The sequence below is a fragment of the Pseudomonas sp. UBA4194 genome (assembly GCF_002379585.1).
Classification (GTDB): Bacteria; Pseudomonadota; Gammaproteobacteria; order Pseudomonadales; family Pseudomonadaceae; genus Aquipseudomonas.
In genome coordinates this window covers 19,223-34,318 of the sequence record NZ_DFUE01000077.1, presented here as the reverse complement: position 1 = coordinate 34,318, position 15,096 = coordinate 19,223, and the positions used below count along the sequence as shown (strand labels likewise).

Sequence of the window (15,096 nt, the reverse complement as noted above, 5' to 3'; positions counted from 1 at the left end):
CGTTCGTGGGGTGAGGCTTTTAGTTGGGTTGGGGTGATAAGTAGCGAGTACGCTATATGCGCACCTTTTTGAGGCTGGGTGCGTGGAGATGGTGCGGTGGGGCTGGGATGGGGTTGTTGGGTGGCTGGGCGGGCGTCTTCGCGGCTTTACGCCGCTCCTACAGAGGAGGGGAAGGGGCCGGTGTGCCGGCCCACGGTCGTTTACCCTACTGCTGCAATTGTGTCGGCAGGTAGCTCTTGTCGATGACACTGACCCAATCCACGGTGCCCTTGAGCTCGCCATTAAGGCGCAAGCCGTCGGCCATGCGCTCCAATTCCACCAGATCGAAATTGCCTTCGCTCCACATGTGCGGCGCGATCATGTTGTCGACTGCTTCCTTGGCCACCGCCGGTTCCAGCTTGAAGCTGTTGGCCAGGATCGTCGCCGCCTCGGCCGGGTTGTCATAGATCGCTTTTACCCCCATTCGACGCCCTTCGATGATGGCGCGCAGTTTGTCCGGGTGGGCCTTGGCGAATTCGCGGGTGGTGATACCTACCGAAGTGGTCATGGGCGGCAGCACGTCACCGGACTTGTACAACACGTCATATTGATCCTTGCGCAGAATCGACAGCGGTTCGATCAGCACGGCGGCATCTACCGCCTTCTGATCGAGCAGGGTCAGGCCATTGACGTAGCCCCCCGAGGCCACCCGGCTAACCTTGGCAGCATCCACGCCGCTGGTTTTGAGCGACATGAGCAAGAGCATTTCGGACACGCCCTTGGGCGAGGTGATCGCCACCTTCTTGCCTTCCAGTTGCTCGATGTCTTTGATCGGCGAGCCTTTGACCGTCACTACCGAAGACTCCGCCACCGAGCGGGTGCCGGTGTTGACGATCACCAGATCCAGTCCCTGGCGCTGGGCGGCGAGGGCGGCTGCTACCGCCACTTCGCCATAAGGCGTATCGCTGGCCAGAATGTTGCGAACCGTGGTGCCACCACCGCCCGAGCCGAGGATGCCGGTGATGTCGATGCCGGCCTGCTTGAACAGGCCCTTGTCCATGGCCACCGCATAGGGAAGACCGTAGAGGCTGGTGCCCCACTGCGTGACTGAAATTTCGTCGGCGTGTGCGGCCTGTGTCGCCACTGTCAGTGCGGCGATGGCGGCAAGGGCGAATTTCCGGGTCGACAGCATGAGGGCTTGCTTTGCAATCATTCTCGAAACTCCTGGGTATGGTCGGGATGCGTTCGTAATGGCAAGGGCAGGGATGAGTGTTAGGTCGTTATTATTATCGGTACGCTGTTAATAATGCCTATTGCAAAAGCGGGGCCATAACTTGAAAGGTATGCCTAGGTATCGTGATGCACCTATCAAGTCATTGATTAACTTGTATATAACCCAGGTGACCCGGATAAGTCGGTGATGTTGAATGCTCTGTCGGGTGCTCTCTCGAATGCGCCTATAAAGAGTGTGTGCGTTAAATTAGAGCAATGGTTGTTGCAGCGCTTCCGCCCGGTTTTGCGCCTCGCTATGGTGCGCATGTCCCACGTTTGGCTCCGCCGTGGCGCGGGGAGATCAGTGCGCACAGGTATAACGTGTACATTTTTAATTGGTGTGCTCATAACGCTGTTGAGCAAATTCGGAGAGCAACGTTTTCTGATTAAAAAAACGCTTATCTATCAATGCAATATAAATACGCTTTGGATTCATAGTGGCTTGAACAGCGACTTGGCCCTCGTTTTGCAAATACTCACACATACAGCGTATGCATCATAAATGATCAGCGGCGCGAACCTTGGGCTCGCACGATTACCAGCCGACCTGGAGGAGTAGATATGACGTTTGCCTTGAAAGACGCCACCGCCGTCAACGACGTGCGACCTTCATCCACCACTCGCACCGCCCACGTAACCTTGAACAAGGTCACGCGCTCCTTCAAGAAGGCCGGTAGCAAAGAGATGTTCCAGGCGCTGGGCCCGATCGACCTGACCCTGAACAAAGGTGAATTCTTCTCCGTGGTCGGGCCTTCGGGTTGCGGCAAGTCGACGTTGATGGACGTGCTGTCAGGGCTGGCCAAGCCCAGCTCCGGGCAGGTGATGTTCGAAGGCAAGGTCATCAGTGGCGTGCCCGACGGCGTCGGTGTGGTGTTTCAGGAAGATGCCTCGTTCCCCTGGCTCAATGTCCGCGACAACATCGCCTTTGGCCTGCGCCGTAGCGGTGTCGATGGCCCGGAAGTGCAGCGCCGGGTCGATTATGCGCTGGGTTTCATGGGCCTCAAGGATTTCGCGGCAGCCTATCCCGCTCAGCTGTCTGGCGGTATGCGTCAACGGGTGTGCATCGCTCGCACATTGGTGATGCAGCCGCGCCTGATCCTGCTCGACGAACCCTTCGGTGCGCTGGACCAGCAGACCCGTCTGCTGATGGGCGACGAGCTGCTGCGCCTGTGGCGGGAAACCTCGGCCACGGTGCTGCTGATCACTCACGCCCTGGACGAGGCGGCCATGCTGTCCGACCGCGTCGGGGTGATGTCCTCACGCCCGGGCCTATTCATCGACATGGTCGAGACGGGTTGGGAGCGCGATCGCGACAGCCGCGTGGTATCCACCCCGCGCTTCGGCGAAATCAACGCCAGGCTGTGGGAAAAATTGCGGGTGGAAACGATGAAGGTGATGGGCGGCCAGCACTGATCCGTACCTACCCATTTCCCGAGGGCTTGGATGTGAATCTTGAAAGTGTACTAAGAGCGGGTTTCGTCATTGGCTTCATCTTGCTGGTGGAAGCGCTTTGCCAGAGTCAGGTGATCGGCCACAGCGTGATGATCCCGCCGTCACAGATGTTCGTTCATCTGCTGAGCCTGGCCGCCAGTGGCCAGTTCAATCAGGACATTGTGTTCAGCTTCACCAACATCATCGCGTCGGCATGCATCGCCGTGGTTGCCGGGTTTCTCATCGGCCTGGCGATCCATTCGCTGCCGCGTCTGCGTGAAGCGCTGGAGCCGTTGCTGGCCAGCTATTACGCGGTGCCTACGTTCATCTTCTATCCGGTGTTCATCGTGATCTTCGGCGTAGGCCACGGCTCGATCATCGCCATCGCCGTGTTGCTGGGCATCGTCGCCATGATCACCGCCACCCTGACCGGTCTGGATCGAATTCCCGGCGTGTTGCGCAAAAGCGCTGCGGTGATGCGCATGAGCCGCTGGCAGAGTGCGTGGTTGGTGATGTTGCCGGCGGCGCTGCCCTACCTGTTCGGAGGTGTAAAACTGGCGGTGGCCTATGCCTTCATCGGCGTGATTGCGTCGGAGTTCATTCTGTCCGGCTCGGGCATCGGATATGCCATTGCCTTCGCCTACAACAACTTCGAGAGCGACAACATGTACGCCTTGATGCTGTTGGTGTTGATCAGCGTGACCGTGATCAATTCGGTGCTCAACTTCTTCGACCGGCGCCTGCAAGCGCGTCGGCAACGGTGATTGCCATGCAGAAATTCATTCCCACCACCTTGCTGCTCCTGGCGCTGCTGGCCGGCTGGCAAGTGCTGCACTGGATCATCGGTGCCGGCGCCCTGACGTCGCCCGGGCAAACCATTGGCCACCTGGTGAAGATGCTTGGCACCGCCGAGCTGTGGCTGAACCTGGGCGCCACCGCCAAGGCCTTTGCCTATGCCATGGCGCTGGCGCTGGTGGGCGGCATCATCCTGGGGGTGCTGCTGGGTGTCAGCCGGCTGGCCGGCGCGGTAGCCGAGCCGATCCTGCTCAACCTGTATGCCATTCCCAAGGTCACCCTGTATCCCCTGGTGCTGCTGTGCTTCGGCCTGGGGCTGTCGTCCAAGGTGGCGTTCGGGGTGATGCACGGCTTGATCCCGATTCTGCTGTTCACCATGAATGCCATTCGCCAGATGCGCCCGGTGTACCTGCGCACTGCCGGTACCTTGCGCATGACCCCGGCGCAGAAACTGTTTCACGTGCTGCTGCCGGCGATCCTGCCGGAAGTGGTGGCCGGCGTGCGCCTGGGCTTCGCCCTGACGCTGCTGGGCGTGCTGATCGGCGAGATGTTCGCTTCCCAGCGCGGCCTGGGTTACCTGGCGGTGAACGCCATGGGCCTGGGCGATATTTCCACGATCATGGCGGTGGCCTTGCTGCTGACCCTGATTGCCGTGACCTGCAACAGCCTGATGCTGATGCTCGATCGCAAGCTGCAGCACCGTTGAATCGCTGATCCCTGAAGCACCCTTAACCCCACATCGTTTTCTCTGTAACGAGGTAATCAAGATGTACGACGTATTCCAGACCGATCGCCTGATTGACCTGTGGCTGACCGAAGACATCGGTTATTGCGACCTCACCGCTCAGGTCATGATCGAGCCCGAAGAAACCGGCGCCTTCTACATGAATGCCCGGGAAACCTTGATCGTTTCGGGTATCGACATCGCCGCGCGGGTGTTCAAGCGCTACGATCCGACCCTGGAAGTGATCGTGCGGGTCAAGGACGGCCAGAAAGTCGAAGCCGGCGCGGTGCTGATCGACGTTCGCGGCAATGCGCGCAGCGTGTTGACCGCCGAGCGTACCGCGCTCAACATCGTCCAGCGCATGTCCGGCATCGCCAACGAGACCGCCAAGTACGTGGCCGCCGTCGCCGGCAGCAAGGCCCGCCTGATCGACACCCGCAAGACCACCCCTGGCCTGCGCATGCTCGAGAAGCATGCCGTGACCTGCGGTGGCGGCCTGAACCATCGCCTGGGCCTGGACAACGGTGTGATGATCAAGGACAACCACATTGCCGTGTGCGGCGGTATCACCCAGGCCGTGCAGCGCGCGCGTCGCCAACTGCCGGTGCTGACCAAGCTGGAAGTGGAGTGCGACAGCCTGGAGCAGGTGGCCGAGGCGCTGGATGCCAACGTCGATGTGATCATGCTCGACAACATGAGTGTCGAAGACATGAGCGAAGCGGTGAAAATGGTCGCCGGTCGCACCAAGCTGGAAGCGTCCGGGGGCATCAACCTGTCCACCATTGGCGCGATCTCCAAGACCGGCGTGGACTACATTTCTACCAGCAAGCTCAACCAGGCAGCCGTGTGTGTCGACATCGGCCTGGACGAGGCGGAGTAACCGATATGGCGCAGGGCATCTTCTTCTTTGTCGTCGGCCCCAGCGGGGCCGGGAAAGACTCGCTGATCGAAGGCGCCCGCGCCCACCTCGGCGACACCGGTCGCTATGTGTTCGCTCGCCGCACCATCACGCGGCCCACGGGCGCGCCTGGCGAAGACCACAACGGTGTCACCGAGGCCCAATTCAATGCCAGCGCTGCGGCGGGCGAGTTCCTGGTCACCTGGCAGGCCCACGGCTTGTCTTATGGACTGCCAGCGGACCTGCTCCAGGTGCTGGCCGATGGCTGCAATGTCATCGCCAATGGTTCGCGCAAGATGATCAGGGCCTTGTCGGCGCTGGTGCCACGCCTGGTGGTGGTCGAGGTGACCGCTTCGGTCGAGGTGCTGGCGGCGCGCATCCTGGCCCGTGGTCGGGAGAGTGCCGAGCAGGCCAGGGCGCGCGTACTGCGCCAGGTTGACCCGTTGCCGGTGGACATCGAGACGCTGCGGGTGAGCAACGACGGTGAACTGGCCTTGGGCATCGGCAATTTCATTCGCGCGCTGGAAACCGCGGCGCAGCGCTTGCGCCTGCGGCGGGTACCGATTTCGGTGGGCACCGAGCGTATCGCTTATCTGCCAGTGCAGGGTTCGGTGCTGGTGGCAGGGGATTACCTGGGCTCGGCCAAGGTCGATCTGTTGGCCGAAGGGCAGTCGCTGAGCGTGCAGGTCCATGGCCTGGACGTTTCGGCGTTGCTCGGCGCTGGCGAACTGGGGCTGAGCGAGGAGGCGTTCGCGGCCTGGGGCTTGCCCGAAGGCACCGAAGTGGCGCTGCGGCGCACGCCATCGCCGGCCAGTCGGCAGGCCCTGGTGCATAAGGTGCAGGGCAACGAGCTGGACGAAGCGCAGTACGAGATGTTGCTGCGTGACATCATCGAGGGGCGTTATTCGGAGGGCGAAATCAGTGCCTTCCTGGTCAGCGCCACGCGCAGTCTGTCCGACGCCGAGGTGGTGGCGCTGGCTCGGGTGCGTACGCGCTTCACTCCTGCCATGCGCTGGCAACAGCCGATCGTGGTCGACAAACACTCCATGGGCGGGGTGCCCGGCAGCCGGATCACCCTGATCGTGGTGCCGATCATCGCCGCCCATGGGTTGGCCATGCCCAAGACGTCTTCGCGGGCGATCACCTCCGCCGCAGGCACTGCCGATGCCATGGAGGCGGTGGCCCGCGTCGACCTGACCGCCGCCGATGTGCAGCGCTGCGTGGCCGAGGCGGGCGCGTGCATTGCCTGGAACGGGCGCTTGAACCATTCCGTGGTGGACGATGTGATGAACACCATCACCCGGCCGCTGGGGATCGATTCCAATCGCTGGTCGGTGGCCTCGATTCTGTCGAAGAAGCTCACCGCGGGTTCTACCCATGTGATTGTCGATATTCCTTACGGGCCTCGAACCAAGCTCAAGACTCACGCTCAGGCGCGGGAGTTGGGTGACCTGTTCGAGCAGGTGGGGGGTAGCCTCGGGCTGACCGTGGTCGCGTTCGCGACAGACGGGTCGCGGCCGATTGGCCGCGGTATCGGGCCGGCATTGGAGGTGCGCGATGTGCGCTGGGTGCTCGGTGGGGCCAGCGAAGCGCCAGCTGATCTGCGCGAGAAGGCGATCTTCTTTGCCGGACAGATACTGGCCTGGGACCCCGCCATTGGCAGCGTCGAGGCCGGTCGTGCGCGGGCCGAGCAATTGCTGGACAGCGGCGCGGCGTTGACCGCCTTCGAGCGCATCATCGATGCCCAGGGGCGCAGAACGCCGGTGTTGCCAGGGGCTTTGACCTGTCCGGTGATGGCGCCGGCGGATGGGGTGGTCAGCCAGCTCGATGGCTGGCGAATCGCCGAAATCGCCCGGCGCGCCGGTGCGCCGCTGGACAAGTCCGCCGGTATCGACCTGCAGGTGAGCGAGGGCGCCACGGTGTTGGCCGGGCAGGTGCTGTATCGGATCCACGCGTCCAGCGCCACGGACCTTGAGTCCGCGGTCATCCTGGCGCAGATCAACAGCGGCGTAACCGTTACACCGGCTCAATAGGATCGACTGACCACCGCGGTGCGCCTTTCGCGGCTGTACGCCGCTCCTACAGGCAGGCAGCGTTCCCCCCCTGTAGGAGCGACGTAAAAGTCGCGAAAGCCACACCGCGCACTACCAGACACACCGCGGTGCGCCTTTCGCGGCTGTACGCCGCTCCTACAACAGGCGGGCAGCGTTCCCCCCCCTGTAGGAGCGACGTAAAAGTCGCGAAAGCCACACCGCGCACTACCAGACACACCGCGGTGCGCCCTTCGCGGCTGCACGCCGCTCCTACAACAGGCGGGCAGTGTTCCTCCCGTAGGAGCGCCGTAAAAGTCGCGAAAGCCACACCGCATCAATAAAGGGATAAGCCATGCGCACGGATATTACCGCCGCAAAACGTTGGGTCATTCACGTCGATAGCCGATTGATCGCCTCGCCAACCGGTCTGGATCTGCAGGCCGTGGGGCAGTTGGCGCAACAGCTGGCACAACTGCGGGCGCGAGGCATCGAAGTGGTGGTGGTGTCCGCCGGCGCAGTGCAGGCATGTGGTGAGCCCTCGATGAATACCTCGTTCGGCAACGCCCTGCACGAGACTCAGGCGCTGGCAGCCATCGGCCAGATCGCACTGATCAACGCCTGGGCCGGAGGTCTGGCGGGCCAGGGCTGTCAGGCCGCCCAGGTGTTGTTGACCCACGATGACCTGTCTCATCGCAAGCATTACCTCAACGCGCGCAGCACCTTGGGCGTGCTGCTCGAGCAGGGGGTGATTCCCGTGGTGAGCGAGAACGGTACCGTGGCCAGCCACGGCATCCGCGCCGGGGATACCGATACCCTTGGTTCGCTGGTGGTCAATCTGGTGGAGGCGGATCTGTACGTGATGCTCACCAGCCTGGACGGGCTCTGCGAAGTCCGCCAGGGCGAACCGCAGGCGCCTATGCCCGAAGTGTCCGCGGCCGACCCGGCACTGGATCGCTTCGCCCACGACATGACCGAGCATTTTTCCTTCGACGTCCGTTCCTGGCTGCGTTCGGCGCGGCTGGCGGCGCGCTCAGGTGCCCATACGGTCATCGCTGGCGGGCGTTCGGCGGATGTCCTGCAGCGGCTTGCCGAAGGCGAGCATGTGGGCACCTTGCTGCTGTGCGATTGCACCCCCGTAGCGGCGCGCGCCCGCTGGCTCGCCGGACATCTGCCCTCGCGCGGCGCGCTGGAGATCATCGCCGGACCGGCGTCCGCCAACCGCTTCGGCGAAGGCATCAGCGCGTTGATGATCCTGCGGGTGGAAGGAATCTTCCAGCGCGGTGACATGGTGATCTGCCGTGGCGCAGACGGCGCGGAGCTGGCGCGCGGGCTGGTCAACTACAGCTCGCAGGAAATCCAGCGGCTGCGCGGGCAGTTCGTCGAGGCGTTTGCGCGGCAGATTGGGTATGTGGCAGAGCCGCAGATCATGAGTGTGGGGAATATGGTGAGTTCGGGGGGTTAGAGTGTTTACGCTTTTTTCGTTTGCTTGGGTTGGGTGGTGAATGGTCCCCTCACCCCAGCCCTCTCCCTAGGGGAGAGGGAGCTAGAAGCAGATCGGCGTATCCGCAACACCCGCGTACAGCCCCCTCTCCCTCAGGGAGAGGGCTGGGGTGAGGGGACCATTCACCCCCTATCCCCCAGACAACCCCCAATTCTGGCGTGAAACTTGCGACACGCTTGCACAAATCCCCATACTGCGAATAAATAGAGTATACGCTCCATATTCGCGCAACGTTCCGCCCATGTGCCTGCCTATGGTGCATTTACCAGCCCACGGTTGAAGGAGAGCAGCAATGCCGGTCAGCGATAGTGAATTGACCCAAATGTTCGAGCACGTATTGACCCTGTCCAAGGTCGATGAAACCCAGAGCGTCGCCGTACTCAAGAGCCACTACTCCAACCCCCGCACCGTACGCGCTGCGATGGATGCCGCGCAGCGCCTCAAGGCCAAGGTCTACGCCGTGGAATTGCCGTCGTTCAACGCGCCGGTGGCCATGGGCAACGACATGACCGCCTACTGTGGCGACACTGCGCTGACCGGCAATCTGGCGGCGCAGCGGGCGTTGGAGGCGGCGGACCTGGTGATCGACACCATGATGCTGCTGCACTCGCCCGAGCAGGAGCAGATACTCAAGACCGGCACGCGCATTCTGCTCGCCGTCGAGCCCCCGGAAGTGTTGGCGCGCATGCTGCCTACCGAAGCCGACAAGGTGCGCGTGCTGGCTGCGGAAAAAATGCTCAAGGCGGCGCGCTCGATCAGCGTGCGCTCCAAGGCCGGCAGCGATTTTCGTGCCCAGCTGGGCCAGTATCCGGCCGTGACCGAGTATGGTTTTGCCGATGAGCCCGGTCGCTGGGACCACTGGCCGAGTGGTTTCCTGTTCTCCTGGCCCAACGAAGAGACCGCCGAAGGCACGCTGGTGCTGGACGTGGGCGATATCGTCCTGCCGTTCAAGACCTACTGCCGTGAGCAGATCACCCTGGAGATCGAGAAGGGTTTCATCACCGGCATCCACGGTGGCTTCGAGGCCGAGTACCTGCGCGACTACCTGAAGTATTTCAAGGACCCCGAGGTGTACGGCATTTCCCATATCGGCTGGGGCCTGCAGCGACGGGCGCAGTGGACCGCGATGGGCCTGCACGACAAGAACGATGGCATGTGCATGGACGCCCGGGCGTTCTACGGCAACTTCCTGTTTTCCACCGGCCCGAACACCGAAGTAGGCGGCAAGCGCAAGACGCCCTGCCACCTGGATATCCCCTTGCGCCATTGCGATATCTACCTGGACGATCAGGCCGTAGTACTGGCCGGTGACGTCGTCGCCCCCACCGAATCCAAAGCATAAAGTAGCAGCGGCGTAAGCCGCGTCCCGGCCCCATGGTGTACCCGATATACCGCGGCGTCCGGGACCCGGCTTACGCCGGTGGAACGTGGGTGTTGACCCGGCTTGGGCCGGTGCGACAGGCTAGGGATCTTTTTGTATGAACGGACATTTCGCGCCCATGAGTTCCAGCCATAGCCCAGAACATGCCTACACGTTTTCCGAGCAGGTCGGTCACCTGCTGCGCAAGGCCTATCAGCGGCACATGGCGATTTTCCAGCAGAACGTCGGTGACTCACAGCTTACGGCGGTGCAGTTCATCACCCTGTGCGCCGTGCGTGACAACGGGCCAAGCTCGTTGACCGAGCTGGTGGCGGTGACGGCCGTGGACCAGGCGACCATTCGGGGCATCGTCGAGCGGCTGAAGGCGCGGGAGCTGATCAGCCTGGGGCACGACGCACAGGACAAACGCAAGGTGATCGTGCACCTCTCCGAGGCGGGCCGCGCAGCAGTCGATCAAACCGTGCCGCGGGCGCAGGAAATCAGTGAGCTGACGCTGACCAACCTGAATCCGGCAGAGCGGGTAGCAATGGTGTACCTGCTGCGCAAGATGATCGAAGAGCCGCAGGAGTAGGGGGGCGATTGGGGATCGGCATGGGTGTTGTGGTGAATGGTCCCCTCACCCCAGCCCTCTCCCTGAGGGAGAGGGAGCAAAGAGCACACCGCGTAAGGCCCCCGCCTACGTCCCCCTCTCCCTGAGGAGATGGAGCAAAAAGCACACCGCGTAAGGCCCCGCTTACGGCTCCCTCTCCCCCAGGGAGAGGGCTGGGGTGAGGGGACCATTCACCGCCGATCCCCCCCCAAACCCCATCACCGTACCTGTTGGCATCGTTCTTGCCTTTTCGTGTAGGACTTACTACACACATTGAGCGAGCAAGCCGATGTCCAAGGCTCCAGACGCCTGTCGATCAATCGACGTCTCATGCACCATCAATGGCCAGCCGGTCACCCGCTCGGCCATGGCCGACACACCTTTGCTGCTGGTCCTGCGCAACGATCTCGAGCTCAATGGCCCCAAGTACGGCTGCGGCCTGGGCGAGTGTGGTGCCTGCACGGTGATCGTCGATGGACGCGCCACGCGCTCCTGCGTCATGCCCTGGAAAGGCGCTCAGGGCCGCACCATCACCACGCTGGAAGGCCTGGGCAGCCGCGCCACGCCACACCCGGTGCAGCAAGCGTTCATTCGCGAGCAGGCAGCGCAGTGCGGCTATTGCCTCAACGGCATGATCATGACCGCCAAGGCCCTGCTTGACCGCAACCCCAACCCCAGCGACGAACAGATCCGCAGCGCGCTGTCGGCCAATCTGTGCCGTTGCGGCACCCATCTGGAAATACTCAAGGCGGTGCACCTGGCCGCCCAGCTTTGCCGTGAGAGCCATGACCATGAATGACAGCACCGCTATCGTCCCCACCCAGGCCGAACTGCTGGCGCGCAACGGCGTGTTGCTGGTGGTGGACCAGATCCAGCCACCGCCCGGGCTGGTGCCCAAGGGCAAGGCGCCCATCTTCAAACCCAAGGAACTGGGCCTGTTCATCGCCCTGTGCGCGGATGGCAAGGCCTACGCGTTCAACGGCCACGTGGACCTGGGCACCGGTATCCGCACCTCATTGGCGCAAGTCGTCGCCGAAGAGCTCGACCTGGGCATGGACCAGTTGACCATGGTGCTCGGCGACACCGAACGGGCGCCGAATCAGGGTGCGACCATCGCCAGCGCCACCCTGCAGATCTCCGCCATCCCCTTGCGCAACGCCGCTGCCGAAGCTCGCCGCTGGTTGCTTCAAGCGGCGGCGCAGCGCCTGGCCGTGGACGCTTCGACCCTCACCATTACACGTGGCTGTCTAAGCTGCGCGGACGGCCGTCAGTTGACCTTCGCCGAAGTGATCGAAGACCAGCACATCGAATTGACCATCAGCGGCGATGCGCCGCTCAAGGCCGTGGCCGACTATAAAATCGTCGGGCAAAGCTCAGCGCGCGTCGACATTCCCGGCAAGGCCACCGGTGAGCAGACTTTCGTTCATGACATGCGCGTCCCGGACATGCTCCATGGTCGCGTGGTACGCCCGCCCTATGACGGCTTCGATACCGGCGACTTCGTCGGCACCAGCCTGATCGGTGTCGACGAAAGCTCCATCGCCCATATTCCGGGGATCGTCCGAGTGGTGGTCATCGGTGACTTCATCGGCATCGTCGCCGAGCGAGAAGAGCAGGCCATCAAGGCCGCCAACGAACTGCAAGTGCGCTGGAAACCCTGGAACCACAAGCTGCCCCAACTCAACGACGTGGAACAGGCGATCCGCGACAACCCCCACATCGCCCGGGTGGTACACGATACCGGTGGCGTCGATGAGGCCCTGGCCAAAGTCGATCAACGCTTCACCCGCAGCTACCTGTGGCCGTACCAGCTGCACGCTTCGATCGGCCCCTCCTGCGCCGTCGCCGACGTGCGCGGGGACGGCATCTGCATCTGGTCGGGCACGCAGAATCCCCACGCCCTGCGTGCCGATCTGGCCTGGCTGCTGGAGTACCCCGAGGCGCTCATCGAGATCGTGCGCATGGAAGCCGCCGGCTGCTACGGGCGTAACTGCGCCGACGACGTCTGTGCCGACGCGGTGTTGCTGTCCCGTGCGGTGGGCAAGCCGGTGCGGGTGCAGCTGACCCGCGAGCAGGAGCATGCCTGGGAGCCCAAGGGCACCGCGCAGCTGATGGAAGTGGATGGCGGTCTCGACGCGGCGGGCAACCCCAGTGTCTATGACTTTCGCACCAGCTACCCGTCCAACGGTGCGCCGACCTTGGCCCTGCTGTTGACCGGTCGAGTCGAGCCGGTGGCCGTGATGTACGAGATGGGCGACCGCACGGCGGTGCCGCACTACAACTACCCCGAACTGCGGGTGACCATCAACGACATGGCGCCCATTGTCCGCGCGTCCTGGCTGCGTGGCGTGTCGGCGCTGCCCAACGTGTTCGCCCACGAGTCGTACATCGACGAGCTGGCGTTCGCCGCAGGCGTCGATCCGGTGGAGTACCGTCTGCGCTATCTGCCCGACGAGCGTGCCGCCGAACTGGTGCGGGCCACCGCCGAGCGTGCCGCCTGGACGCCTCGTACCGAGCCCGGTCAGACCCCCAGCGAAGAGGGCGTATTGCGCGGCCGTGGGTTTGCCTACGCCCGTTACATTCACAGCAAGTTCCCGGGCTTCGGCGCCGCCTGGGCAGCCTGGGTCGCCGATGTGGCGGTGGACAAAGTCACCGGTGAGGTCGCCGTCACCCGCGTGGTGGTGGGTCACGATGCCGGCATGATGGTCAACCCGGCCGGCGTGCAGCATCAGATTCACGGCAACGTCATGCAGTCCACCAGTCGCGTGCTCAAAGAGCAGGTGACTTTCGAAGAGTCGCGCATCGCCAGCAAGGAATGGGGCGGTTACCCAATCCTGACCTTCCCCGAAGTGCCGGCGGTAGACGTGATGATGATGCCGCGTCAGAACGAGCAGCCCCTGGGCGCAGGTGAGTCGGCTTCGGTGCCCAGCGCGGCAGCCATCGCCAACGCCTTGTTCGATGCCACCGGCATACGCTTTCGTGAGCTGCCGATCACCGCCGAGCGCGTCCGTCAGGCACTCAATGGCGGCAATGAACCCCGCGACCCGCTCGGCCCGCCGTATGCCCCGGCCCCCAAGCCTGAGAAAAAACGCTGGTGGTTGGGGGGCTTGTTCGGAGCCGCACTGGGGGTTGGCTTGACCGCCATGCCCTGGCGCGCCGAAATTGCCCCGGTCACGCCACCCGGCCCCGGCACCTGGACGGCGGCTACCCTGGAGCGCGGGCGGCAGCTGGCGGCGGCCGGGGATTGTGCCGTGTGCCATACCGTGCCGGGAGGCGTCACCAACGCGGGCGGGCTGGCGATGGACACGCCGTTCGGCAAGCTGTACTCCACCAACATCACCCCGGATGTAGATACCGGCATCGGCAACTGGTCGTTCGCCGCGTTCGACCGTGCCATGCGCCAAGGCATCAGCCGCGACGGCAAGCACCTGTACCCGGCGTTTCCCTACACCGCCTTTCGCACTATCCAGGAAGCGGACATGCAGGCGCTGTACGCCTACCTGATGTCTCAGCAACCCGTTGCGCAGACTGCGCCGGCCAACGAGATGCGTTTTCCGTTCAATGTGCGGCCGCTGATGGCCGGCTGGAACGCGCTGTTTCTCAAACAGGGCGAGTACCAGAACGACCCGAGCCAGAGCGAGCAGTGGAACCGCGGCAATTATCTGGTCAACGGCCTGGGCCATTGTGCGGCCTGCCATTCACCGCGTAATGCGCTGGGGGCGGAGAAGGGCGGCAATGGGTTCCTTGCCGGGGCCATGGTCGATGGGTGGGAGGCGCCGCCGTTGACCGGGCTGTCCAAGGCGCCCACGCCGTGGACGGAAGATCAGCTGTTCCAGTACATGACCACGGGTTTTTCCAGCGAGCATGGCGTGGCTGCCGGGCCCATGGGGCCAGTGGTGAGTGAGTTGGCCACTTTGCCCCACAGTGACGTCAGGGCCATTGCCCATTACCTGAGCTCGCTGAATGCCGAGCCGACAGCGGCCGCTGCACCGGCAAAAGCCCAGGCAGCGCCGGTATCCCCTGTGACGGTGGCGTCGGGCAAGCGGGTATTCGAAGGCGCCTGCCAGGGGTGTCACAGCGCCGCGGAAGGCGGGCCATTGCTGTTTGGCGTAAGCCCTTCGATGGCCGCCAACACCAATGTGCACAGCGATAGGCCCGATAACCTGATCAAGGTGATCCTGCATGGCATCGAGAACCCGGCAATGAATGAACTGGGCTACATGCCGGCGTTCAAGAACAGCCTTTCGGATCGCCAGGTGGCGGATCTGGTGGCGTACCTGCGCACCCGCTTTGCTGCAGATAAAGCGGCGTGGCCGGATATGCAGAAGCAGGTGGCGTGGTTACGGGCCAATCCGGGAAGTCATTGACGGAGGGGCGGGCTGTTGCGGCCTCATCGCAGGTAGAGCCCGCTCCCACATGGGTGAAGCCTCTATTGGCAATGGGGCCGGGCCCGTCAGGCGCCGCTCTGGCAGGCCGGATCAGGCCGCGCGTTA

11 protein-coding genes are annotated in these 15,096 nt (G+C 63.3%); 10 read left to right on the top strand and 1 reads right to left on the bottom strand.

Features of this window, described 5'->3' with window-relative positions; all coding sequences use genetic code 11:
- Positions 1–205: 205 nt before the first annotated feature.
- The gene (locus B3397_RS19060; RefSeq protein WP_296253117.1) at positions 206–1,192 is read right to left on the bottom strand and encodes an ABC transporter substrate-binding protein; all 987 of its coding nucleotides are present in this window, start codon (positions 1,190–1,192) and stop codon (positions 206–208) included.
- 620 nt (positions 1,193–1,812) lie between these two features.
- On the opposite strand from B3397_RS19060, the gene B3397_RS19055 reads away from it, so the two are divergent.
- The 10 genes from B3397_RS19055 to B3397_RS19010 all read left to right on the top strand — a co-directional run bounded on the left by B3397_RS19055 (position 1,813) and on the right by B3397_RS19010 (position 14,970).
- A complete protein-coding gene (locus tag B3397_RS19055) occupies positions 1,813–2,664 on the top strand; it encodes an ABC transporter ATP-binding protein (protein ID WP_296253115.1) in 852 nt (283 codons plus the stop codon).
- Between the two features lie 32 nt (positions 2,665–2,696).
- A complete protein-coding gene (locus B3397_RS19050) occupies positions 2,697–3,446 on the top strand; it encodes an ABC transporter permease (RefSeq protein WP_296253112.1) in 750 nt (249 codons plus the stop codon).
- 5 nt (positions 3,447–3,451) lie between these two features.
- Positions 3,452–4,183, top strand: coding sequence for an ABC transporter permease (locus B3397_RS19045; protein WP_296253110.1), 732 nt, complete (start codon positions 3,452–3,454; stop codon positions 4,181–4,183).
- 61 nt (positions 4,184–4,244) lie between these two features.
- Positions 4,245–5,081, top strand: coding sequence for a carboxylating nicotinate-nucleotide diphosphorylase (nadC, locus tag B3397_RS19040; protein ID WP_296253108.1), 837 nt, complete (start codon positions 4,245–4,247; stop codon positions 5,079–5,081).
- A gap of 5 nt (positions 5,082–5,086) precedes the next feature.
- Positions 5,087–7,132, top strand: coding sequence for a phosphonate metabolism protein/1,5-bisphosphokinase (PRPP-forming) PhnN (gene phnN, locus B3397_RS19035; protein ID WP_296253106.1), 2,046 nt, complete (start codon positions 5,087–5,089; stop codon positions 7,130–7,132).
- Between the two features lie 352 nt (positions 7,133–7,484).
- Complete coding sequence (gene proB, locus B3397_RS19030; protein ID WP_296253104.1) at positions 7,485–8,594, top strand: glutamate 5-kinase; 1,110 nt, start codon at positions 7,485–7,487, stop codon at positions 8,592–8,594.
- A gap of 331 nt (positions 8,595–8,925) precedes the next feature.
- Complete coding sequence (locus B3397_RS19025; RefSeq protein ID WP_296253102.1) at positions 8,926–9,975, top strand: 2,5-dihydroxypyridine 5,6-dioxygenase; 1,050 nt, start codon at positions 8,926–8,928, stop codon at positions 9,973–9,975.
- Positions 9,976–10,111: 136 nt separating this feature from the next.
- A complete protein-coding gene (locus B3397_RS19020) occupies positions 10,112–10,585 on the top strand; it encodes a MarR family winged helix-turn-helix transcriptional regulator (RefSeq protein WP_296253100.1) in 474 nt (157 codons plus the stop codon).
- 307 nt (positions 10,586–10,892) lie between these two features.
- The gene (locus tag B3397_RS19015; protein WP_296253099.1) at positions 10,893–11,402 is read left to right on the top strand and encodes a (2Fe-2S)-binding protein; all 510 of its coding nucleotides are present in this window, start codon (positions 10,893–10,895) and stop codon (positions 11,400–11,402) included.
- Positions 11,395–14,970, top strand: a complete 3,576-nt coding sequence (locus B3397_RS19010) for a molybdopterin cofactor-binding domain-containing protein (RefSeq protein WP_296253097.1) — start codon at positions 11,395–11,397, stop codon at positions 14,968–14,970. Before B3397_RS19015 ends, B3397_RS19010 begins: the two co-directional genes overlap by 8 nt.
- Positions 14,971–15,096 lie beyond the last annotated feature (126 nt).